The sequence below is a fragment of the Agrobacterium sp. El2ro-1b genome, assembly GCF_048298475.1.
Lineage (GTDB): Bacteria > Pseudomonadota > Alphaproteobacteria > Rhizobiales > Rhizobiaceae > Agrobacterium > Agrobacterium fabrum.
In genome coordinates, this window is sequence record NZ_CP103458.1 from 1,647,070 (window position 1) to 1,668,890 (window position 21,821).

At 57.8% G+C, this 21,821-nt stretch carries 18 protein-coding genes and 1 tRNA gene; 4 read left to right on the forward strand and 15 right to left on the reverse strand.

What is annotated here, in order from left to right:
• The first annotated feature begins 6 nt into the window (after positions 1-6).
• Positions 7-1,092 carry a helix-turn-helix transcriptional regulator gene (locus tag NYR50_RS08270; RefSeq protein ID WP_418135597.1) on the forward strand — a complete coding sequence of 362 codons (1,086 nt, stop codon included), beginning with the start codon at positions 7-9 and terminating at the stop codon, positions 1,090-1,092.
• Between the two features lie 118 nt (positions 1,093-1,210).
• Here the strand turns inward: NYR50_RS08270 and rpoC are convergent, their stop codons facing one another.
• The 11 genes from rpoC to tuf all read right to left on the reverse strand — a co-directional run bounded on the left by rpoC (position 1,211) and on the right by tuf (position 15,961).
• A complete protein-coding gene (rpoC, locus tag NYR50_RS08275) occupies positions 1,211-5,419 on the reverse strand; it encodes a DNA-directed RNA polymerase subunit beta' (protein WP_418135598.1) in 4,209 nt (1,402 codons plus the stop codon).
• A gap of 181 nt (positions 5,420-5,600) precedes the next feature.
• Positions 5,601-9,737, reverse strand: coding sequence for a DNA-directed RNA polymerase subunit beta (gene rpoB / locus NYR50_RS08280; RefSeq protein WP_418135599.1), 4,137 nt, complete (start codon positions 9,735-9,737; stop codon positions 5,601-5,603).
• 263 nt (positions 9,738-10,000) lie between these two features.
• Entirely contained in the window at positions 10,001-10,378 is a 378-nt protein-coding gene (gene rplL / locus NYR50_RS08285; RefSeq protein WP_006316437.1) for a 50S ribosomal protein L7/L12, read from the reverse strand.
• 59 nt (positions 10,379-10,437) lie between these two features.
• Entirely contained in the window at positions 10,438-10,956 is a 519-nt protein-coding gene (gene rplJ, locus NYR50_RS08290) for a 50S ribosomal protein L10 (RefSeq protein WP_003507705.1), read from the reverse strand.
• A 356-nt stretch (positions 10,957-11,312) separates the two neighbouring features.
• The gene (rplA, locus tag NYR50_RS08295) at positions 11,313-12,008 is read right to left on the reverse strand and encodes a 50S ribosomal protein L1 (protein ID WP_010971967.1); all 696 of its coding nucleotides are present in this window, start codon (positions 12,006-12,008) and stop codon (positions 11,313-11,315) included.
• 2 nt (positions 12,009-12,010) lie between these two features.
• Positions 12,011-12,442 carry a 50S ribosomal protein L11 gene (gene rplK / locus NYR50_RS08300; RefSeq protein ID WP_006316435.1) on the reverse strand — a complete coding sequence of 144 codons (432 nt, stop codon included), beginning with the start codon at positions 12,440-12,442 and terminating at the stop codon, positions 12,011-12,013.
• A gap of 145 nt (positions 12,443-12,587) precedes the next feature.
• Positions 12,588-13,118: a transcription termination/antitermination protein NusG gene (nusG, locus tag NYR50_RS08305; protein ID WP_006316434.1), complete on the reverse strand. Its 531-nt coding sequence runs from the start codon at positions 13,116-13,118 to the stop codon at positions 12,588-12,590.
• A gap of 44 nt (positions 13,119-13,162) precedes the next feature.
• Complete coding sequence (secE, locus tag NYR50_RS08310; protein WP_003523719.1) at positions 13,163-13,363, reverse strand: preprotein translocase subunit SecE; 201 nt, start codon at positions 13,361-13,363, stop codon at positions 13,163-13,165.
• A 182-nt stretch (positions 13,364-13,545) separates the two neighbouring features.
• Positions 13,546-13,621, reverse strand: a tRNA-Trp gene (locus tag NYR50_RS08315).
• 127 nt (positions 13,622-13,748) lie between these two features.
• Positions 13,749-14,642, reverse strand: coding sequence for an NAD-dependent epimerase/dehydratase family protein (locus NYR50_RS08320; RefSeq protein WP_418135600.1), 894 nt, complete (start codon positions 14,640-14,642; stop codon positions 13,749-13,751).
• 143 nt (positions 14,643-14,785) lie between these two features.
• Positions 14,786-15,961 carry an elongation factor Tu gene (gene tuf / locus NYR50_RS08325; protein ID WP_418135601.1) on the reverse strand — a complete coding sequence of 392 codons (1,176 nt, stop codon included), beginning with the start codon at positions 15,959-15,961 and terminating at the stop codon, positions 14,786-14,788.
• A 403-nt stretch (positions 15,962-16,364) separates the two neighbouring features.
• Here tuf and NYR50_RS08330 point away from each other — a divergent pair, with 403 nt between their 5' ends.
• Positions 16,365-16,997 carry a TerC family protein gene (locus NYR50_RS08330; RefSeq protein ID WP_418135602.1) on the forward strand — a complete coding sequence of 211 codons (633 nt, stop codon included), beginning with the start codon at positions 16,365-16,367 and terminating at the stop codon, positions 16,995-16,997.
• 466 nt (positions 16,998-17,463) lie between these two features.
• On the opposite strand, the gene NYR50_RS08335 is transcribed toward NYR50_RS08330, so the two are convergent.
• Together NYR50_RS08335 and NYR50_RS08340 are read right to left on the reverse strand one after the other, a co-directional pair.
• Positions 17,464-17,832 carry an MliC family protein gene (locus tag NYR50_RS08335; RefSeq protein WP_174008789.1) on the reverse strand — a complete coding sequence of 123 codons (369 nt, stop codon included), beginning with the start codon at positions 17,830-17,832 and terminating at the stop codon, positions 17,464-17,466.
• 622 nt (positions 17,833-18,454) lie between these two features.
• Positions 18,455-18,904 (reverse strand): hypothetical protein, encoded by a 450-nt coding sequence (locus tag NYR50_RS08340; protein WP_174008790.1) that lies wholly within the window; start codon positions 18,902-18,904, stop codon positions 18,455-18,457.
• A gap of 320 nt (positions 18,905-19,224) precedes the next feature.
• On the opposite strand from NYR50_RS08340, the gene NYR50_RS08345 reads away from it, so the two are divergent.
• Together NYR50_RS08345 and NYR50_RS08350 are read left to right on the forward strand one after the other, a co-directional pair.
• Positions 19,225-19,551 carry a BA14K family protein gene (locus tag NYR50_RS08345; RefSeq protein ID WP_418135603.1) on the forward strand — a complete coding sequence of 109 codons (327 nt, stop codon included), beginning with the start codon at positions 19,225-19,227 and terminating at the stop codon, positions 19,549-19,551.
• Positions 19,552-19,681: 130 nt separating this feature from the next.
• The gene (locus NYR50_RS08350; RefSeq protein WP_418135604.1) at positions 19,682-19,876 is read left to right on the forward strand and encodes a hypothetical protein; all 195 of its coding nucleotides are present in this window, start codon (positions 19,682-19,684) and stop codon (positions 19,874-19,876) included.
• 50 nt (positions 19,877-19,926) lie between these two features.
• Here the strand turns inward: NYR50_RS08350 and NYR50_RS08355 are convergent, their stop codons facing one another.
• On the reverse strand, positions 19,927-20,952 hold the full coding sequence (locus NYR50_RS08355; RefSeq protein WP_418135605.1) for an SAM-dependent methyltransferase: 1,026 nt from the start codon (positions 20,950-20,952) through the stop codon (positions 19,927-19,929).
• Positions 20,949-21,737 (reverse strand): DUF1295 domain-containing protein, encoded by a 789-nt coding sequence (locus tag NYR50_RS08360; RefSeq protein ID WP_418135606.1) that lies wholly within the window; start codon positions 21,735-21,737, stop codon positions 20,949-20,951. Before NYR50_RS08360 ends, NYR50_RS08355 begins: the two co-directional genes overlap by 4 nt.
• Positions 21,738-21,821 lie beyond the last annotated feature (84 nt).

Here is a 21,821-nt window from a genome sequence, read left to right on the forward strand (position 1 = left end):
GACGGGTTGAATACTATATCGTCGGCAGACATTATCGATGACATTTACGAGGCAGCGCTTTTCCCCGATCGTTGGGCGAAAGTGATTGCCACCATCGGCCACCGGCTGGATTTCTGGGGTGGCGCCCTCACCTGGGGCAAGGGTGAGGAGGAATGCTGGCTTTATACGCCCAATCTTCAGGAGCTGATGCAGGCCTTCATGGAAGGCGGCTGGAACCGCCGCAATGAGCGCCTCACCCGCGCGATCCGTGAGGGACAATTTTCCTTCGTGCAGGATTTCGACGTTTTCACCCATGATGAATGGGCCGGGTTGCCGATCGTGCGTGATTTCCTGATGCCGCGCGGATTGGGATATGGTGTTGCCACCCAGATTGCGCCGCCCGACCATCCGGAAATGACGGTGCTTTTTGAACGCAAGCTGGAGAGCGGAGTCATCGGGCCGGAAACCATGGCGGCGCTCGCCGGGTTGAGGCCGCACATCGCCCGCAGCCTCACGCTCGCAACCCGGCTGCAACGGCAGAAGGCCGATGCCATGACACTCGGCCTCAACGTCATCGGTGCACCGGCCGCGGTGCTACAGGCAAGTGGCCGCATTCTCTCCGCCAACGACCTGTTTCTGTCGCTTCAGAAATCCATTTCCACCCGCGCCCGTGACAGGATCATCATATCCGACGAAAGAACAAACCGGCTGCTCTATAAGGCGCTCGCCGGGCACGCTGTCGGGTCTTTCCCCCTCCCCAGCGGTGAGGACGGGGCCTGCATCCTCCACGTCATCCCCCTGCGCAGGAATGCGCTGGACCTGTCACCCAATGGCAGCGCCATCGTGCTGATATCGCAGCCCATGGGCACCATCGCCGACGCAGGCACGCTGCTGAAAGGCCTCTACGACCTCACGAAGGGCGAAGCCCGCGTCGCGCTGGAAATCATGAAGGGGCTTTCGCTTCCCGCCGTTGCCAGGCAATTGCAAATCTCCCACGAAACGGTTCGCAGCAACGCCAAGTCGATCTATGCGAAAACCGGCAGCACCGGCCAGGCCGATCTCGTTCGACGGCTTTCCGTTCTGACACGCTACAACATCCGCGAACAGGGTTGACCCGCAGTACACCAAAAGGCACCGGCCGGTTTCTGCACAAACAAAAACGCCCGGATTGCTCGGGGCGTTTTTACTGAACCATGGCGGGGCTTCGTAAAGTCCCTGCCCTTGCCTGACCTTATTCGGCGGCAGGAACCTGGTCCGTCATGTCCTGCAGCATCTGGTTCGCAGAGCTTGCACCCGTACCCTTGCGGCGTTCCTCGAGAATGAGGTCGTCGCGCGAGGTGGCGATGCGGCGGATCTGCGTCATAGTGCCACCAGTACCGGCCGGGATGAGACGGCCGACGATGACGTTTTCCTTGAGGCCCTGCAGCGTGTCCGTCTTGCCGGCGATTGCAGCTTCCGTGAGAACCTTGGTGGTTTCCTGGAAGGATGCGGCCGAGATGAAGGACGGCGTCTGCAACGAAGCCTTGGTGATGCCGAGCAGAACCGGCTCGCCATAAGCAGGCTTCTTGCCCTCTTCGATGAGACGGTCGTTCATGTCTTCCATCTCGATGCGATCGACATTGTCGCCAACGATGTACTGGCTGTCACCAGCATCGGTGATCTCGACCTTCTGCAGCATCTGGCGAACGATCACCTCGATGTGCTTGTCGTTGATCACAACGCCCTGCAATCGGTAGACTTCCTGGATTTCGTTCACGAGGTAGGAAGCCAGAGCCTCTACACCCTTGATCGCCAGAATGTCGTGCGGTGCCGGGTTGCCGTCGAGAATGTATTCGCCCTTCTCGATGTAGTCGCCTTCCTGAAGATGGAAGGGCTTGCCCTTCGGGATCAGGTATTCGACCGGCTCGACACCGTCTTCCGCAGGCTCGATCTGAACGCGACGCTTGTTCTTGTAGTCGCGACCCAGCCGGATGGTACCGTCGATCTCTGCGATGACGGCGTGATCCTTCGGACGACGCGCTTCGAACAGTTCGGCAACGCGCGGCAGACCACCGGTGATGTCCTTCGTCTTGGCGCTTTCCAGCGGCGAACGTGCAAGCACATCACCCTGGGAGACCTTCGAACCAGGTTCGACCGAGAGGATCGCATCCACGGACAGATGGAAGCGGGCTTCGCCACCACGGGAAAGCTTCGCGACTGCGCCGGAAGCATCCTTGATGATGATAGCAGGCTTCAAATCCGAACCGCGCGGCGTCGAGCGCCAGTCAATGACCTGACGCTTGGTGATGCCGGTGGATTCGTCGGTGGCTTCCAGAACGGAGAGACCGTCGACGAGGTCCTCGAAGTGAACGGTACCTTCCACTTCCGTCATCATCGGACGGGTGTAAGGATCCCACTCTGCAAGACGCTGACCGCGCTTAACCTTGTCGCCATCGTCCACGAAGATCTTCGAACCGTAAGCGACACGCTGCGAGGAACGTTCGACGCCACGCTCATCAAGGATCGTAACCGACATGTTACGGCCCATGGCGATGAGAACGCCTTCGGAGTTCCGCAGGATGTTGCGGTTCTTGATCTGGATCGTACCTTCATACGACGCTTCCAGGAACGACTGGTCGACCACGTTTGCTGTACCGCCAAGGTGGAAGGTACGCATGGTGAGCTGCGTGCCCGGTTCACCGATCGACTGTGCGGCGATGACGCCAACGGCTTCGCCCATGTTCACGGGTGTGCCGCGTGCAAGGTCACGACCGTAGCAGACGCCGCAGACGCCGATCTGCACTTCGCAGGTCAGAGCCGAACGGATGCGAACGGACTGGATGCCAGCCTTCTCGATGATGGCAACGTCGGCTTCGTCGATCAGCGTGCCGGCCTTGACGATGTTCTCGCCAGTCACCGGGTTGTCGATGTCGTCGAGCGCCGTGCGGCCGAGGATACGGGCGCCAATCGAGGCCACGATCTGACCGGCATCGACGATGGCGGTCATGGTGAGGCCCTTGTCGGTGCCGCAATCCACGGAGTTGACGATGCAATCCTGCGCCACGTCGACGAGGCGACGGGTCAGGTAACCCGAGTTTGCGGTCTTCAGGGCGGTGTCTGCAAGACCCTTACGGGCACCGTGGGTCGAGTTGAAGTACTCGTTAACGGTCAGACCTTCCTTGAAGTTCGAGATGATCGGCGTCTCGATGATTTCGCCCGAAGGCTTGGCCATCAGGCCGCGCATGCCGCCCAGCTGACGCATCTGGTTCGGAGAACCACGAGCACCCGAGTGGGACATCATGTAGATGGAGTTCATCGGCTTCTGGCGGCCCGTTTCCGGATCGAACTCGACAGCCTTGATGCGCGCCATCATTTCTTCAGCGACCTTTTCGGTAGCCTTGCCCCAGGCGTCGACAACCTTGTTGTACTTTTCGCCCTGGGTGATGAGACCATCATTGTACTGCTGTTCGTATTCCTTCACCAAGGCTTCGGTGTCACCGACGATCTTCACCTTGCTGTCCGGAATGACCATGTCGTCCTTGCCGAACGAAATGCCGGCGCGGCAGGCATGGCTGAAGCCGAGCTGCATGATGCGGTCGCAGAAGATGACCGTGTCTTTCTGGCCGCAATGACGGTAGACCGTGTCGATCATCTTGGAGATGTTCTTCTTGGTCATTTCCTGGTTGCAGGTGTCGAAAGGCACGTTGACGTTCTTCGGCAGAAGTTCGCCGATAAGCATACGGCCAGGCGTCGTTTCATGGATCTTGGAAACCGGCTTGCCGTCGGCATCCACAGTCTTGAAGCGGCCACGGATCTTGGCATGCAGCGTCACGACCTTGTTTTCAAGCGCGTGATGCAATTCGCCGATATCCGAGAAAGCCATGCCTTCGCCGGGCTCGTTCTGGTTCATGATCGACAGGTAATACAGGCCGAGAACCATGTCCTGCGAAGGAACGATGATCGGGTGGCCGTTTGCCGGATGCAGGATGTTGTTGGTCGACATCATCAGCACGCGCGCTTCCAGCTGGGCTTCCAGCGAGAGCGGAACGTGAACAGCCATCTGGTCGCCGTCGAAGTCGGCGTTGAAGGCCGTGCAGACGAGCGGATGCAGCTGGATGGCCTTGCCTTCGACCAGCATGGGTTCGAAAGCCTGGATACCCAGACGGTGCAGCGTCGGTGCGCGGTTCAGAAGAACCGGATGTTCGCGGATAACCTCGTCGAGGATATCCCAGACCTCAGGCTTTTCCTTTTCAACCAGCTTCTTGGCCTGCTTGACGGTCGAGGAGTAACCCTTGGCGTCGAGACGGGCATAGATGAACGGCTTGAACAGTTCGAGCGCCATCTTCTTCGGCAGGCCGCACTGGTGCAGTTTCAGTTCCGGACCGGTCACGATAACCGAACGGCCGGAATAGTCGACGCGCTTGCCGAGAAGGTTCTGGCGGAAGCGGCCCTGCTTGCCCTTGAGCATGTCGGAGAGCGACTTCAGCGGACGCTTGTTGGCACCCGTGATGACGCGGCCGCGACGGCCGTTGTCGAACAGCGCATCGACGGATTCCTGCAACATACGCTTTTCATTGCGGATGATGATGCCAGGCGCACGAAGCTCGATCAGGCGCTTCAGACGGTTGTTACGGTTGATGACGCGGCGATAGAGATCGTTGAGGTCGGACGTCGCAAAACGGCCGCCATCCAGCGGAACCAGCGGACGCAGGTCCGGCGGAATGACCGGAACGACCTTCATGATCATCCATTCCGGACGGTTGCCGCTCTCCATGAAGTTCTCGACGATCTTCAGGCGCTTCATGAACTTCTTCTGCTTGAGGTCAGAAGTCGTTTCAGCAAGCTCGGCGCGCAGGTCGCCAGCGATCTTTTCGAGGTTCATCGAAGCCAGCATCTCATAGATGGCTTCAGCGCCGATCATGGCGGTGAACTGGTCTTCGCCGAACTCGTCGACGGCGATCATGTACTCTTCTTCAGACAGAAGCTGGTTCTGCTTGAGCGATGTGAGGCCAGGCTCGGTGACGATGTAGTTCTCGAAATAGAGAACGCGTTCGACATCCTTCAGCGTCATGTCGAGCAAGGTCGAGATACGCGAGGGAAGCGACTTCAGGAACCAGATATGGGCAACCGGCGCTGCGAGCTCGATATGGCCCATGCGCTCACGGCGAACGCGCGACAGCGTCACTTCGACGCCGCACTTTTCGCAGATGATGCCCTTGTACTTCATGCGCTTGTACTTGCCGCACAGGCATTCGTAGTCCTTGATCGGTCCAAAGATGCGCGCGCAGAAGAGACCGTCACGCTCAGGCTTGAACGTACGGTAGTTGATGGTTTCCGGCTTCTTGATCTCGCCGTAGGACCACGACAGGATTTTTTCCGGCGAAGCGATCGAAATCCGGATGGAATCGAAATGCTGCGCAGGCACCTGAGGATTGAAAAGATTCATGACCTCTTGGTTCATGCCTTGTCTCCTTGAGAGGCTAGCTGCTGCCCCTGTTTGCATCTGGACCGGCTTCTTCCCGGGTCACCGTCCAGAGCTTTAAATACGGATTTAACCGCACAATGCGGCGAAAGTGTCCCACGCCAGCCGGGCTGACGGGGAAACCGGCAGGCGCCCTGGAAGGCGCCCGCCTCTATCGTGTTTATTCCGCCGCGTCGGGCAGCTGGTCCTCGGACTGGTTCTCGATCTTCGAGTTCTCCAGTTCGACCGACAGACCGAGCGACCGCATTTCCTTGACGAGAACGTTGAAGCTCTCAGGGATACCGGCCTCGAAGGTGTCGTCGCCACGGACGATCGCTTCGTAGACCTTGGTGCGGCCGGCAACGTCGTCCGACTTGACGGTGAGCATTTCCTGCAGCGTGTAAGCCGCGCCGTATGCTTCCAGAGCCCAGACTTCCATTTCCCCGAAGCGCTGTCCGCCGAACTGCGCCTTGCCGCCCAGCGGCTGCTGGGTAACGAGCGAGTAAGGACCGATCGAGCGAGCGTGGATCTTGTCGTCGACAAGGTGGTTCAGCTTGATCATGTACATGTAGCCGACGGTGACCTTGCGGTCGAACGGCTCACCGGTACGGCCGTCATAAAGGACGGACTGACCGGATTCATGCAGACCTGCCTTCTTCAGCATCGCGGCGACGTCAGGCTCATGCGCACCGTCGAAAACCGGGGTCGCGATGGAAACACCGCGCTTGGCTTCTTCGGCAAGCTTCACCAGCGAGTCGTCATCGAAACGCTGAACCTCATCATTGGCTTCGGACGCGTAGATTTCCGTCAGCTCGCTGCGAAGCTCGCTGATGTCCATCGTCTTGCGATACTCTTCGAGCATCTCGCCGATCTTCTTGCCCATGCCTGCGCATGCCCATGCGAGGTGGGTTTCGAGGATCTGGCCGACGTTCATGCGCGAAGGCACGCCGAGCGGGTTCAAGCAGATGTCGACATGCGTGCCGTCTTCGAGGAACGGCATGTCCTCGACCGGAACGATACGCGAGACGACGCCCTTGTTACCGTGACGGCCGGCCATCTTGTCGCCCGGCTGGATCTTGCGCTTCACAGCGACGAAGACCTTGACCATCTTCATGACACCAGGAGGCATTTCATCGCCGCGCTGGACCTTTTCGACCTTGTCCATGAAGCGCTGTTCAAGACGCGACTTGGATTCGTCGTACTGGCCGCGAAGTGCTTCCAGTTCGGACTGGGCTTTCTCGTCCTCGACCGCGAACATCCACCACTGCGAGCGGGGATATTCGGAGACGACGGCGTTGGAAAGCTCGACGCCCTTCTTGAAGCCCTTCGGACCGGCGATGGAAACGTGGCCACGCAGCATGTCGATCAGGCGGCCGTAGACGTTACGGTCGAGAATTGCCTGTTCGTCGTCGCGGTCCTTCGCCAAGCGCTCGATCTCTTCGCGCTCGATAGCCATCGCGCGCTCGTCCTTCTCCACACCGTGACGGTTGAAGACGCGGACTTCCACGATCGTGCCGAACGTGCCCGGAGGCATGCGCATGGACGTGTCGCGGACGTCGGAAGCCTTTTCACCGAAGATGGCGCGCAGAAGTTTTTCTTCCGGCGTCATCGGGCTTTCGCCCTTCGGCGTGATCTTGCCGACGAGGATGTCGCCCGGCTGAACTTCCGCACCGATGTAGACGATGCCGGCTTCGTCGAGGTTCTTCAGTGCTTCTTCCGAAACGTTCGGAATGTCGCGCGTGATTTCTTCCGGACCAAGCTTCGTGTCACGCGCCATCACTTCGAATTCTTCGATATGGATGGAGGTGAACACGTCGTCGGAAACGATACGCTCCGACATCAGGATCGAGTCTTCGTAGTTGTAGCCGTTCCAGGGCATGAACGCGACGAGCGCGTTACGGCCAAGTGCCAGATCGCCGAGGTCGGTCGACGGACCGTCCGCGATGATGTCACCCTTGGAGATGGCGTCACCGACGGAAACCAGCGGACGCTGGTTGACGCAGGTGTTCTGGTTCGAACGCTGGAACTTCTGCAGACGGTAGATATCAACACCGGATTTGCCGGCATCGAGGTCTTCCGTAGCGCGGATAACGATACGGGTCGCATCCACCTGATCGACCACACCGCCACGACGGGCTGCAATGGCAGCGCCGGAGTCACGGGCAACGATCGGCTCCATGCCGGTACCGACGAACGGTGCCTCGGCGCGCAGAAGCGGAACGGCCTGACGCTGCATGTTCGAGCCCATGAGAGCGCGGTTGGCGTCGTCGTTTTCCAGGAACGGAATGAGAGCCGCTGCGACCGAAACGAGCTGCTTCGGCGAAACGTCCATCAGGTTGATGTTGTCGCGCGGTGCGAGCATAACTTCGCCCGAGTGACGGCAGACGACGAACTCTTCAGTGAAGGCGCCTTCGGCGTCAAGTTCGGCATTGGCCTGTGCAACGTAGTACTTGGCCTCTTCCATGGCGGAGAGGTAGATCACGTCGGTTGTCACCTTGCCGTCAATGATCTTGCGGTACGGGCTTTCGATAAAGCCGTACTTGTTCACACGGGCAAAGGTTGCAAGCGAGTTGATCAGACCGATGTTCGGGCCTTCAGGCGTTTCGATCGGGCAAATACGGCCGTAATGGGTCGGGTGAACGTCGCGGACTTCGAAGCCGGCGCGCTCACGGGTCAGACCACCCGGTCCAAGAGCCGAAAGACGACGCTTGTGGGTGATTTCCGAAAGCGGGTTCACCTGGTCCATGAACTGCGACAGCTGCGAGGAACCGAAGAATTCGCGAACGGCGGCAGCTGCCGGCTTCGCGTTGATCAGGTCCTGCGGCATCACGGTGTCGATTTCGATCGAGGACATACGTTCCTTGATCGCACGTTCCATGCGCAGAAGGCCCAGACGATACTGGTTTTCCATCAGCTCGCCGACAGAACGGACACGGCGGTTGCCGAGGTTGTCGATGTCGTCGATTTCGCCCTTGCCGTCACGCAGTTCGACCAGCATCTTCACGACCGCGAGGATGTCTTCCTTGCGCAGCGTGCGCACGGTGTCTTCCGCGTCGAGGTCGAGACGCATGTTCATCTTCACGCGGCCAACAGCCGAGAGATCGTAACGTTCGGCATCGAAGAACAGCGAGTTGAACATCGCTTCGGCCGAATCCATGGTCGGCGGCTCACCCGGACGCATGACGCGGTAGATGTCGAACAGCGCTTCCTGGCGGTTCTGGTTCTTGTCCGCAGACAGCGTGTTGCGGATATAGGCGCCAACATTGACGTGGTCGATGTTGAGAACCGGAATCTCGTCAAAGCCGGACTGCAGAATGAGGCCGAGCGTCTTCTCGTCGATTTCGTCGCCGGCTTCGAGATAGATCTCGCCCGTCGAGTAATTGACGATGTCTTCGGCCAGGTAGTTGCCGTAGAGATCTTCGTCGGTCGCCTTCAGTGCCTTCAGGCCCTTGTCGACGAGCTGGCGGATGAGGCGCGGGGTCAGCTTCTTGCCACCTTCGACAACGACTTCGCCGGTGTCGGCGTCGATCATGTCGGTGATGACCTTGGCATTCTTCAGCGCTTCAGGCTGGAACGGAATGCGCCAGCCATCGCCGGAGCGCTCATAGGTCGCCTTGGTGTAGAAGGTCGACAGGATTTCTTCGCCATCCATGCCAAGCGCCATCAGGAGCGAGGTCACGGGCAGCTTGCGGCGACGGTCGATACGCGCATAGACGATGTCCTTGGCGTCGAACTCGATGTCGAGCCAGGAACCGCGATACGGAATCACGCGGGCAGCGAAAAGCAGCTTGCCGGAAGAATGGCTCTTGCCCTTGTCGTGGTCGAAGAACACGCCCGGCGAACGGTGCATCTGCGAAACGATGACGCGCTCGGTGCCGTTGACGATGAACGTGCCGTTATTGGTCATGAGCGGCATGTCGCCCATGTAGACGGACTGTTCCTTGATGTCCTTGATGGACTTCGCGCCTGTATCCTCGTCGATATCGAACACGATGAGGCGCAGCGTCACCTTGAGCGGCGCTGCGTAGGTCAGATCGCGCTGACGGCATTCCTCGACGTCGAACTTCGGCGCTTCGAATTCGTAGGACACGAATTCGAGCATGGAGGCGCCGGAAAAATCGGTGATCGGGAATACGGATTTGAATACGGCATTCAATCCCTCGTCGGGACGGCCACCCTTGGGCTCGTCAACCATGAGAAACTGGTCATACGAAGCCTTCTGAACCTCGATGAGGTTCGGCATTTCCGCTACTTCTGGAATTTTGCCGAAAAACTTGCGTACGCGCCTGCGACCGTTAAACGAAAGGGTCTGAGCCATCGTCGCTCCTTTAAAAATTGCATCCGGGCCTGCAACGGACGGGAACCGATGGCCAGTCGATCCCGTCAAGCAATGGGTGTCATCAATCTCGTTCCACATCCCGGATCGATCAGGCCGGATTGCCTAGATGAGCCGGTTCGGAACCATTCTCTTGAAGAACCCATTACCCAAAAGCCATTTTCACGCGGCTTTTGGGTAATGAGTTTTAAAAACGATAACGACGGAAAGGGGCGTTAAGCCCCTTCCCGCCAGCAATCGCAAGATTACTTAACGTCGACCTTGGCGCCAGCGTCTTCAAGCTTCTTCTTGAGGTCAGCAGCTTCAGCCTTGGAAACAGCTTCCTTGACAGCCTTCGGAGCGCCTTCAACGAGGTCCTTGGCTTCCTTCAGGCCGAGACCCGTGATAGCGCGGACTTCCTTGATGACGTTGATCTTGTTGGCGCCAGCGTCAACCAGAACGACGTCGAATTCGGTCTTTTCTTCTTCAACAGCAGCAGCAGCGCCAGCACCGCCAGCAGCAGCAACAGCTACCGGAGCAGCAGCGGAAACGCCCCACTTTTCTTCAAGAAGCTTCGACAGTTCTGCAGCTTCCAGAACGGTCAGGGTGGAGAGGTCTTCTACGATCTTTGCGAGATCAGCCATTTTGATAGTTCCTTTTGTTCAGTTCGAACCAGTTTGAATAATTACAGCGAAAAACCGCCTTAAGCGGCTTCGTCCTTCTTGGCGTAAGCCGAGAACACGCGTGCAAGCTGGCTTGCAGGTGCTGCGACAACCGTAGCGACGCGAGTTGCCGGGGCGTTGAGTAGGCCCAGCAGCTTTGCGCGCAGCTCGTCCAGCGAAGGCAGGGTCGCAAGCGACTTGACTGCTTCGGCGTTGAGCGTGGTTGCGCCCATGGAACCGCCGAGAACAACGACTTTATCGTTGGTCTTTGCGAAGTCCATGACGACTTTCGGAGCGATCATCGGGTCGACGCTGTATGCAATCAGCGTCTGGCCCTTGAAGAGATTTGTCATCCCTTCCGACTCCGTGCCCTGAAGAGCGATCTTGGCCAGGCGGTTCTTCGCGACCTTGACGGTGCCTCCGGCAGCGCGCATCTTCGAACGGAAGTCGTTCATCTGCGCAACGGTGACACCAGCATAGTGGGCCACGACAACCGAACCGGAAGCCTTGAAGACTTCGTTCAGCTCCGTGACGAATTCGCGTTTTTCCGCTCTTTCCACTGTCTGTCTCCAGTAGACGGGACCACATTATGTGAACCCGTCGGGTTTGCCTTTGCCCCAAGGGACCTTTTTGCAAAGATCCCGAGCGACGCTCGAGGATCCTGTCCCCCGCTCTGTCGCCGCAAACGGCTTCAGGCACAGGCACACTAGGTTCGAACCGGACAGTCAGGCATCCTAAGATGCCTCAAATCCAGCCTCACCCGTCTCATGCAGGTTGAATGATTAAGGCCAAATCCCGAAAGACAAGGCCACCCACAATCTCGGACAGGAGTTCCGGGTTTCCCCGGAAATCTCCGGCTCCCTGAGAGCCGGAAATTCTTTTAGTCACGCTCCCCGATAGGAAGCGCGAGAATTGATTAAGCCGTAACCGACGACGGTTCGATCTTGACGCCCGGACCCATGGTCGAGGAAATCGCGACGCGCTTGACGTAGTTGCCCTTGGCACCCGTCGGCTTTGCCTTGATGACGGCGTCGGCGAAAGCCTTGATGTTTTCTTCAAGAGCCTTGGCGTCGAACGAAGCCTTGCCAATACCAGCGTGTACGATACCGGCCTTTTCGACGCGGAACTCGACAGCGCCGCCCTTGGACGCCTTGACGGCGCCGGCAACATCCATCGTCACGGTACCGACCTTCGGGTTCGGCATCATGCCACGCGGGCCGAGTACCTTGCCGAGACGGCCGACGAGCGGCATCATGTCCGGGGTCGCGATGCAACGATCGAAATCGATCTTGCCGCCCTGAACGATTTCAACCAGTTCTTCCGCGCCAACAACGTCAGCGCCGGCAGCCGTGGCTTCATCAGCCTTGACGCCACGGGCGAAAACGGCGACGCGAACGTCACGGCCGGTGCCGTTCGGCAGGTTGACAACGCCACGAACCATCTGGTCCGCATGGCGCGGGTCAACGCCGAGGTTCATCGAAACTTCAACGGTTTCGTCGAACTTGGCGACAGCACGTTCCTTGACCATCGAAATGGCGTCGGTGAGAACGTAAAGCTTGTTGGGATCCACGCCTTCGCGGATCTTCTGAATGCGCTTTGCTACCTTGGCCATGATCAACCTACCACTTCCAGGCCCATGGCGCGGGCGGAGCCCTCAACCATTGCCATTGCGCCTTCGATGTCGGCTGCGTTCAGATCCTTCATCTTGGCTTCTGCGATCGTCTTGACCTGAGCCTTGGTGATGGAGCCGACCTTGGCGCCCTTGCCAGGCGTCTTGGAACCGGAGGTGATCTTCGCTTCCTTCTTCAGCCAATAGGTCATCGGCGGCTGCTTCATCGCGAAGGTGAAGGACTTGTCCTGGTAATAGGTGATGACGACCGGGATCGGCATACCCTTTTCCATTTCCTGCGTGGCGGCATTGAACGCCTTGCAGAATTCCATGATGTTAATGCCACGCTGACCAAGTGCGGGACCGATCGGCGGGGACGGATTGGCCGACCCAGCCTTTACCTGCAACTTGAGCTGGCCTGCAACTTTCTTAGCCATATCTCTCTGCCTTTCAATTCAAACCGGTTACCCGGCTTCTCTTCGAGCCGGATCGCTCCGGCGGCTGCGGTTGCGTGGTGCGGCGCCCTGCCCCGGCTTAAAGAGCCAGTTAGCCTTCCACGCGTTCGGGGCTTCGCCCCTCCAATCAGACCTTCTCGACCTGATTGTATTCCAGCTCGACCGGCGTAGCGCGGCCGAAAATCGAAACTTCCACCTTCAGGCGCGAACGCTCTTCGTCGACATCCTGAACCACGCCGTTGAACGACGCGAACGGACCGTCGGAGACGCGAACCTGCTCGCCGATCTCGAACGAAACCGAAGACTTCGGACGCTCGACACCTTCCTGAACCTGACCGAGGATGCGGTCGGCTTCATAATCCGGGATCGGAACAGGCTTGCTGTCCGAACCGAGGAAACCGGTGACCTTCGGCGTATTCTTGATGAGGTGATAGGCCTCATCCGTCAGGTTGGCGCGCACCAGCACGTAACCCGGAAAGAACTTGCGCTCGCTATCGACCTTGCGGCCACGACGCACCTCGACCACCTTTTCGGTCGGCACGAGGATTTTCTCGAAAAGATGACTCAGACCCTTCTGACGGGCCTTTTCCTCGATCGACTCAGCGACCTTCTTTTCGAAATTCGAATATGCGTGAACGATGTACCAGCGCGCTGCCATTTTATTCTCCGTTCGATCCTTCTACCGGGCCTTTGACCGTGCCGTTACCGGCCGACGTTCAACACCAGGCTAAGCAGCCAGCCAATGAGCTGGTCCGCAGCAAAGAAGAACAGAGCCGCAAAAATGACCATCACCAGCACCATAGCCGTCGAAATCATGGTCTCGCGGCGCGACGGCCAAGTGATCTTTGACGCTTCGGCGCGAACCTGCTGCAGAAACGTAAACGGATTAGTTTTGGATGCCATTGACTGCCCACGCAATTACGGCGCGTAAAGCCGAACTAATCAGCCCCACGCACCGCGTGTCTGTTTTGACCTACATAAACACCGATTCCACTTTTAACAAGAGGAAATCGACATTCGGCGAAATTCGCCGGAAATCCGGCCCCATCTGCCATGCAGCGAAAACCGCGCTTGCGAATGGAAAGTGGCAGGGGCAGTAAGGCTCGAACTTACGACCTGCGGTTTTGGAGACCGCCGCTCTACCAACTGAGCTATACCCCTTAAACACCGGAACCGGCCGCGAAAATCGCTTGGCCAATTCGGTATGCGCTCCTTTAAGACGCCGGGAAAAGAATGGCAAGTGTGTTTTTTGTTTTTTCCACTCTGGTCCCCAAAAAGCCCTCACTTCTCAGGGTTTGACGTATTTGCGCCAGTCGTGCTCTTCCCTGAAACCCAGCACGTCGCGGATCTTGCGGTTCGAAATCAATCCCTCATGGCCTTCGATCTCGCGCCGGAAAACCACATTGGGGAAATAGGTCTGAGCAAGCACGCGTGTGGGAACAGTCGCCGTAGCCGTATCATTGACCGCGTTGAAGACCTGATAGCCCAGGCCGTTCTTTTCGATGCACAGATGGCAGATCTGGCCGAGGTCGCGTGCGTCGATGTAACCCCAGGCGTTGCGTTTGCGCGTCTCGGGACGGGCGAAAAAGCCCGGAAATTTCTCATATTCATGAGGTTCGATGACATTGCCGATTCGAAGCGCGTAAATGTCGCATCCGCTTCGTTCGGCAAACGCCCGCGCCGTCTTTTCATTCACCACCTTGGAGAGGCCGTAGGAATCCATCGGATCGACATCATAGTCCTCCTCAAGCGGGAAATGATGGAAATCCTTCTCACCCTCGGCAAAACAAACGCCGTAGGTGGTCTCGCTCGATGCAATCACGATCTTACGTATGCCAAGCTTCACCGCAGCCTCGATGACATTATAGGTGCCCATCGTATTGATGCGGAACGTCTCGTTGTCTGGCTTGATCAGGATGCGCGGAACCGCGGCAAAATGGATCACCGCATCGTAAGGCAACACACCCTTCCCGCTTTCAAGTTCCGAGAAGTCGCGATGCATGGACAGGGCGTTAAAGACCTGCCCGCTATCGGTGATATCGACGATGAGATTGGTAACGCCCGGCTTGTCGAGCGGGACAAGATCGATGTTGTGGACCTCGTAACCCTTGTCGATGAGCCACGGGATCACATGCCTGCCAGCCTTGCCGGAACCGCCGGTAAATAGAATGCGCTTTTTCATGATACTCCTCGTCATCTCCCCAGCCATGAAGTAGCAGCCCGGGCCGGAGAGCGAAAGTCACCCCCTCTCCCAAGACCCAATACAAAACAAAAAACCCCGCTGTTTCCAGCGGGGTTTCCTTCAAGCCTTTTCAGGCCCGAAAATTACTCGACGATCGAAGCAACGATGCCAGCGCCGACGGTACGGCCGCCTTCGCGGATAGCGAAGCGCAGCTTTTCTTCCATCGCGATCGGAACGATCAGCTCGACTTCAACAGTCACGTTGTCGCCAGGCATAACCATTTCCGTGCCTTCAGGAAGCGAAACGATACCGGTAACGTCAGTCGTACGGAAGTAGAACTGCGGACGGTAGTTCGTGAAGAACGGCGTATGACGGCCGCCTTCTTCCTTCGTCAGGATGTAGGCTTCTGCCATGAACTTCTTGTGCGGCTTGACCGAACCCGGCTTGCACAGGATCTGACCACGCTCAACGCCGTCACGGGTAACGCCGCGAACGAGTGCACCGATGTTGTCGCCAGCCTGGCCCTGGTCGAGCAGCTTGCGGAACATTTCAACGCCGGTAACAGTCGTCTTAGACGTTGGCTTGATACCGACGATCTCGACTTCTTCACCAACCTTGACGATACCGCGCTCAACGCGACCCGTCACAACCGTACCACGGCCAGAGATCGAGAACACGTCTTCGATCGGCATCAGGAACGGCTGGTCGATCGGACGCTCAGGCGTCGGGATGTAGGTGTCAACAGCGGCCATCAGCTCGCGGATCGCGTCTTCACCGATCTTCTTGTTCGAATCTTCAAGAGCGGCAAGAGCCGAACCCTTGATGACAGGAACATCGTCGCCCGGGAAGTCGTAGGACGACAGAAGTTCGCGAACTTCAAGCTCGACGAGCTCGAGAAGCTCTTCGTCGTCAACCTGGTCCACCTTGTTGAGGAACACGACCAGAGCCGGGACGCCAACCTGACGGGCAAGCAGGATGTGCTCGCGGGTCTGCGGCATCGGGCCGTCGGCAGCCGAGCAAACCAGGATCGCGCCGTCCATCTGGGCAGCACCGGTGATCATGTTCTTCACGTAGTCGGCGTGGCCGGGGCAGTCGACGTGTGCGTAGTGACGCGCAGGCGTCTCATACTCAACGTGTGCCGTCGAAATCGTGATACCACGAGCCTTTTCTTCAGGCGCGGCGTCGATCTGGTCATACGCCTTGTATTCGCCGAAATACTTCGTGATCGCAGCAGTCAACGACGTCTTGCCGTGGTCGACGTGACCGATCGTGCCAATGTTGACGTGCGGCTTATTGCGCTCAAACTTGCTCTTTGCCATGTGAATTGCTTCCTGTGAACGTGAAGTCGATTTCCCGGCGAACCGGTTTGGTGTCGCCGTTTAAGGCTTTGTAAGCGAATGCGCAAGACTTAATTGTGAAAGCGTCTTCGCGCGCGCTCCAAGCGTGCCCCGAGCCGCTTATATGGTATATGTTTAGCGACATTTAAACCCCTCAAGAGGGAGTGCCGGGGCAGGCCCGACGAGCCCTCTCCTCCTCCATTGCCGATCACTAATTGAGATATTTGCATCACAACTTCTTTACCGGCACCGGCATGATGGCTTAAGGACATTCCATCGCCGGGGGAGACAGGCGATTGGAACGAGACGCAGGTCACGCCGGCCGCGCTCTATATCGATCCTTCGCTTTCCCCCGTGTCCTTATTATCCGTTTCAGGACCATTCCATGGAAATCTTCACAGCCGCCGGTTTCACGGCATTCTTACAGGTCATTGCGATCGATCTCGTTCTGGCGGGCGACAATGCCATCGTCATCGGCCTTGCCGCCGCGGGTCTTCCCGCCCATCTTCGCCGCAAGGCCATTCTGGTCGGTATCATTGCCGCCACGGTTCTGCGCATCGGTTTTGCCGCAGTCACCGTGCAACTCCTCGCCATCGTCGGCCTGCAACTGTTCGGCGGCCTGTTGCTCGCCTGGGTGTGCTGGAAGATGTGGACGGAACTGCGCGAGGCCGCCGGTTCCATCGAAGATGAGGTGACGGACGACGAGGCCGATCTGACCAAGGGTCACAAGACTTTCTTCCAGGCCGCGACCCAGATCGTCATCGCCGACGTCTCGATGTCGCTGGACAATGTGCTTGCTGTCGCCGGCGCCGCGCAGGAACATGTGACGGTGCTGATCATCGGCCTCATCGTTTCGATTGCGCTGATGGGTCTCGCCGCCAACTTCGTCGCCAAGCTGCTGCACCGTTATCGCTGGATTTCCTATCTCGGCCTCATCGTCATTATCTATGTGGCGCTCAACATGCTGTATCACGGCACGCTTGAGGTTCTGCCCTATATCCAGGCCTATCTCGGCTGAGACAGACGGCAACAATTGGTTCTGACCAGGCCCGGAAACACCAGTTTCCGGGCCTTTTTTTTGCCGTGCACCCATCGCATCCGCACGTCCCGCCGCTGCGCTCACAAACGGCGGGAATCAATCGCAGCACGTGCTGCAACATCATGATCAGACAGGGAAATCGTGATTTCTCGCCGATGGATTCTGGCAATTGAGGTCAGCCACGAGCAAGCCTAGGGAGCTAGCAATAAGTCATAATAATAAAAAGAAAGGTAAAGCTGCCAATGGCTTATGACTGGAGCGGCGGTCGTACCCGCCGCCTTCGCAGGATGAAGCTGGGCTTCGTCGCCAGCTCTCTCATCCTGCTGGCGCTTCTAGCTTCGCTCGTTCTTGGCTGAACGCGCCCTACCCCCACGCTGACCGGCGGCATGGCAAGGTTTTCAGAAACCGCCCTGCCGCCGCTCCTCCAAGGGGATATCTCCGGCGATCAGGACTTCTTGACATCCACGCAGTGAACCGGCTTCTTCATGTCAGGATCTGCCATCAGATCATAAAGATCGGCTTCGTCACCCTTCGACCACCAGACATAAACGCCACCCTGATATTTGGCGCCCGACCCGGAAATGACATTTGCAGCGACGGTAACGCCATCCTTCAGCTCCAGCCGCACGAGGCTGACATCGCCGGCATTAAAATAGACAGCTTCCACCCGGTCGGCAGCACATTGGTAAGTGGTTTCCACCTTCTCAACCGCCGTGTCTTTCGGAAGCGGAATCACCAGATCTTCCGCGAGAGCGCCGGTAGCAATCGATAAAGCAAAGACTGCAAGGCATGGTGCGGCAACGGATTTTTTCATGACGGCCCTTTCCTGATTACACCCAATTATAAGGCATGGGTGCAGAGCCGAAATGAGGCGGCCGCCCGTCACAGGTCAAATTTTTGAGGATACGCGGCGGAGGTATTGTCCGGGCTCGTTACGGCATCCGTATCGCAGCAGTTTCAGCGCGGCCCGCACGCTGCGGCGCAATTATCGAAACAGCCAATAGACAACGCCGAGTATCACCATCCACATCAGCAGCGATATGGCCAGCACGGTGAGATAGTTTCGAAATCGTCTGGTCATCCGCCCACATTGCCGACCAGCCGCGATCGGACAGCCGCTGTCGTTTAAATTGCTGGATGCGGATCGAGCCGCAGGATCAACTCTTTCTATCAAGAGACTGAATCCTAAGCCATTCGCAGATTTTACCCGCCCGAAAACGGGGTTGCCCATGCCGTGATTTCCGGCACGCGAGAAACCCGCTCATCCGCGATCAGCCCCTGATTACGGATGAGCAAGATATCCTCATGCTCCGGCTATGCCGGCAAAGGCTCATGCGTGAATAATCGCAGCCGAATCGGCATATGCGTTAGCCAAGGCCGTTTCGGAAACGCAACGATGCCGGAGCAGCGAACATTGCTCGCCGCTCCCGCCCGTCTCAGCTCTTGAGAGCGGTATTGCAGAGGCTCCAGTAGCCGCCGCCCTTCTGGATCCATTTCAGATCACCGAGCGTGCCGTCATTCTTGTTCTTGTGATAGGAGTCGACGCAGGTTTTCAGGCGGGCCTTTCCGGGCGTCTCGCTTGAATATTTCTTATCGACAGCACTCGGAAAAGCGACGCCCTTCGGGGCCTTTATCGTCGCTTTTTCGGGTTCTTTTTCGGTGGTGGCCGCGACCTGCTTGTCATCGGCGGCATCTTCAGCGGCTGCGTCGCTGCCACAGAACTTCGCACGATAGTCGTTCCACTTGATATCCTTGGCAGACCCGTCGGTTTTCGCGGCCTGATATTTCACGCTGCACTCCTTCATGGTGAGTGCGGCTGCGGGGGAGACAAACGCCGCCGATGCCAGCAGCGCAAATGATGAGAGAATGACAACCCTGTTAAACATTGAAGACTCCCGGTTGCATGATTGCCGGCCGACTATCCGACCGGATTTTCCACTTGTCAACGAGCAGTGCGGTAAGGAAAAAGTCCGATTGATGGCAGACGACATGCGCTCATCTGGCGCGTCAGATTTATCAAGACGACGCCATCGCGCCGTCGCCATCAGCGCCGTGTGTCAGCCACCTGTGACAACACGCGTTCTGTCGTCGCGAGCACGATAGGCGCTCGCCTCGAGAATCACGTATTCGTGTGCGGTCAACCCTTCTTCGGAACGAATTTCCTAAGTTTTCGTTAGCATCTCGAACGATTAACGAGGATTTACCGATGTTGAGGATGCCGAAGACCATCTCCGCGCTCGCTCTTGGCGTCGCAATATCTACCGCCGCTACCGTGCCCGCCCATGCATTGAGCCTCATACAACCGGCCTATCAGCAGCAGGAACAGGCACCGGACACAAATGGCCGCGGTAACTCCGCATCCGCCTTTGCTGCGGGTAAAGGTGAAGAAGCCACCGCCAACGGTTATGCCCTGTCGCAGACAGAAATCAACCACGTCAAGTGGTGTGCAGCGCAGTACGCCTCATACCATCCCACCGATAATAGTTATATGGCAGCGGCAGGCGCGCGGGAGCAGTGTCGCTCCCCCCATTAATCGATTTGCCAAAAAACCGGTCGCGGCGTGCAGTGTCGCAGTCGATAGGATAAAATTTACCTTAAATTCTACTGAGTTGAACCTTTTTCCGCGAAGGCCGTTGAGAAGCATGCCAATGGGACATGCGAACATGCTGTGGAATATTGAAAAAATTGAACAGGAGCGCATCGATCTGATCGAGGTCATCGCAGCCCTGCGTCATCTGGAACGTGTGGCGACAGAGGATCGCTCGTCAATCTTCGAGAAGATCACGGCGCATATGGTGCGGCTGAGTGAACTCGATGCGGAAAAGCAACGGATACACTCAGCGCTCGAGATGGGCTGAAGCAGGTCGGAAACCCGGCCTGTTGGCGAGCCGTCCGTTCCCTTCACGGTTCAGGTTGGCGCGAGAAGGTAGTGCCCTACACCCCAGACCTCGCCACCCTGATGCCCAAACAGCCCGGCGGTTGCGAGGAAGAAAAGTCGCCAGCGACGTTCCCACAGTCGCGCGTCATTCCCATAAACGCGCTTCAAGATCGGCCGGATACGGTCAATCTCCCGGTCAAAATTCGCCAGCCAATCAAGAGCTGTCCGTCGGTAATGTAGACCGGACCATCGCCAGTCCTGTTCCACGGTGAAAATCTCCCCAAAACGATGAGGCAGATCGAAAGCGGGCATGATGCCGCCGGTAAAGAAATGCTGGGCGATCCAGTCGGCCGGATTATTGTGGTCAAAGCGGTAGGATCGGTCGCGGTGATTGAAGACGTGCAGGAAGAACCTGCCTTCCGGCTGCAGCCAGGAACGGACGCGCTCAAACAGGCTCTGCCAGTTCGACATGTGCTCGAACATTTCCACCGAGACAACACGATCGAAACGATTGCCGGTCGTGAAATCATTCATGTCGACGGTCACCACCGAAAGATTGGAGAAACCTCGCTCCCGGGCGCAGCCCATGATGTAGTCGCGCTGCGATGCGGAATTCGAAACCGACGTGATCCGCGCGTTGGGAAAACGGCCTGCCATATAGAGTGAGAGTGAACCCCACCCACAACCGAGTTCGAGAATATCCATGCCATCGAGCAGCCCGGCATGGGCCACGGTCTCGGAAAGCGCCGCGGTCTCGGCTTCATCGAGCGTCGTCGTGGCATCGGGATAATAACAGCAGGAATATTTGCGCTGCGCGCCGAGAGCCAGCGAAAAGAATTCGGCTGGGACTTCGTAGTGTTGTCTGTTTGCCTCGTCCGTATGGCTGGCGATGGGAAACTGCGCCATATCCTTCACAAAGGCCAATTCCGCATCAGGAGGGATAGTTGCAAGCCGCCGTTTCGTTCGTGCGCAGAGCATATCTATACCAGCCAGTGTGACCGCGTCATTGAGCGGTGCGCGTTCTGCGGCATTGATGGCGAAGGCAAGCATGTTCATGGCGTTTCCTCGTTCTTGCGCGGCCCCGGAAAGAAGGCGTTGACGCGGCGTTGCAGGGCGCGGAATTTCTCTCCGCGCGATTTCAGCATGTGCTCTTCAAGCGGCGGAATGCCGGAGACATGGACGAGCAGCCAGTACATCATCATAGGTGCGGCAAGCGACGCCCAGGACAAGACCTGTTCCTGAATGGCGAGCAGCGGGAAACTGCACCAGAAAAGCCATTCGAAGAAATAATTGGGGTGGCGGGAATAACGCCAGAGGCCGGTTTCACAGACGCCGGTTTTAGCCTCCGGCGTGTTTCGGAATTTTGAAAGCTGGGCATCCGAGAGCGCTTCACCGGCCAGCGCGGTCAAAGCGACCACCGTGGCGAAGACATCGATGATACGCGGAAAATCCTGACCGTTACTGGCAGCGAGATAAACCGCAAGAACGAGCACGAAAGCGGCAATGGCCTGTATCTGGAGGAAGATAAAAAGCCTGAGAGAGGCCGCGCTCCCCCACTCCTCGATCAGCTTGGCATAACGGGGATCCTCTCCGCCGCCTCGCGTGCGCATGCCGATGTGACCGGCAAGCCGCAACGACCAGACCACGACAAGGAAAAATACGACCGCACGCCGCCAGCCGTCTCCTTCCGCGAATAAAACAGCCAGAACGCCGCCTAGCCCGACACTAGCCGACCAGACGGTGTCGATCCAGCCGCTCGAACCAGTTGCTCTCTGCAGCGCCCACGCGCCTGCCATCAGGAGCGACATGAGAATGGCAAGCGTCAGGATCACAGACAACATCACTACTTCGCTCACCGTTTGAACAGATGGAGACCGGGTTTCGTGATGGCAAATACGACCGAACCGGCAAAAGAGTTTCAGGTT

Excerpts from the sequence above, each read along its gene's own strand:
- NYR50_RS08320 (WP_418135600.1), bottom strand. The coding sequence starts at position 14,642 with ATGAAAAAGCGCATTCTATTTACCGGCGGTTCCGGCAAGGCTGGCAGG.
- NYR50_RS08355 (WP_418135605.1), bottom strand. The coding sequence starts at position 20,952 with ATGAACATGCTTGCCTTCGCCATCAATGCCGCAGAACGCGCACCGCTC.
- rpoB (WP_418135599.1), bottom strand. The coding sequence starts at position 9,737 with ATGGCTCAGACCCTTTCGTTTAACGGTCGCAGGCGCGTACGCAAGTTT.
- rplL (WP_006316437.1), bottom strand. The coding sequence starts at position 10,378 with ATGGCTGATCTCGCAAAGATCGTAGAAGACCTCTCCACCCTGACCGTT.
- rplK (WP_006316435.1), bottom strand. The coding sequence starts at position 12,442 with ATGGCTAAGAAAGTTGCAGGCCAGCTCAAGTTGCAGGTAAAGGCTGGG.
- tuf (WP_418135601.1), bottom strand. The coding sequence starts at position 15,961 with ATGGCAAAGAGCAAGTTTGAGCGCAATAAGCCGCACGTCAACATTGGC.
- NYR50_RS08360 (WP_418135606.1), bottom strand. The coding sequence starts at position 21,737 with ATGTTGTCTGTGATCCTGACGCTTGCCATTCTCATGTCGCTCCTGATG.
- NYR50_RS08345 (WP_418135603.1), top strand. The coding sequence starts at position 19,225 with ATGTTGAGGATGCCGAAGACCATCTCCGCGCTCGCTCTTGGCGTCGCA.
- NYR50_RS08335 (WP_174008789.1), bottom strand. The coding sequence starts at position 17,832 with ATGAAAAAATCCGTTGCCGCACCATGCCTTGCAGTCTTTGCTTTATCG.
- NYR50_RS08350 (WP_418135604.1), top strand. The coding sequence starts at position 19,682 with ATGCTGTGGAATATTGAAAAAATTGAACAGGAGCGCATCGATCTGATC.
- rplA (WP_010971967.1), bottom strand. The coding sequence starts at position 12,008 with ATGGCCAAGGTAGCAAAGCGCATTCAGAAGATCCGCGAAGGCGTGGAT.
- NYR50_RS08340 (WP_174008790.1), bottom strand. The coding sequence starts at position 18,904 with ATGTTTAACAGGGTTGTCATTCTCTCATCATTTGCGCTGCTGGCATCG.
- NYR50_RS08330 (WP_418135602.1), top strand. The coding sequence starts at position 16,365 with ATGGAAATCTTCACAGCCGCCGGTTTCACGGCATTCTTACAGGTCATT.
- nusG (WP_006316434.1), bottom strand. The coding sequence starts at position 13,118 with ATGGCAGCGCGCTGGTACATCGTTCACGCATATTCGAATTTCGAAAAG.
- secE (WP_003523719.1), bottom strand. The coding sequence starts at position 13,363 with ATGGCATCCAAAACTAATCCGTTTACGTTTCTGCAGCAGGTTCGCGCC.
- rpoC (WP_418135598.1), bottom strand. The coding sequence starts at position 5,419 with ATGAACCAAGAGGTCATGAATCTTTTCAATCCTCAGGTGCCTGCGCAG.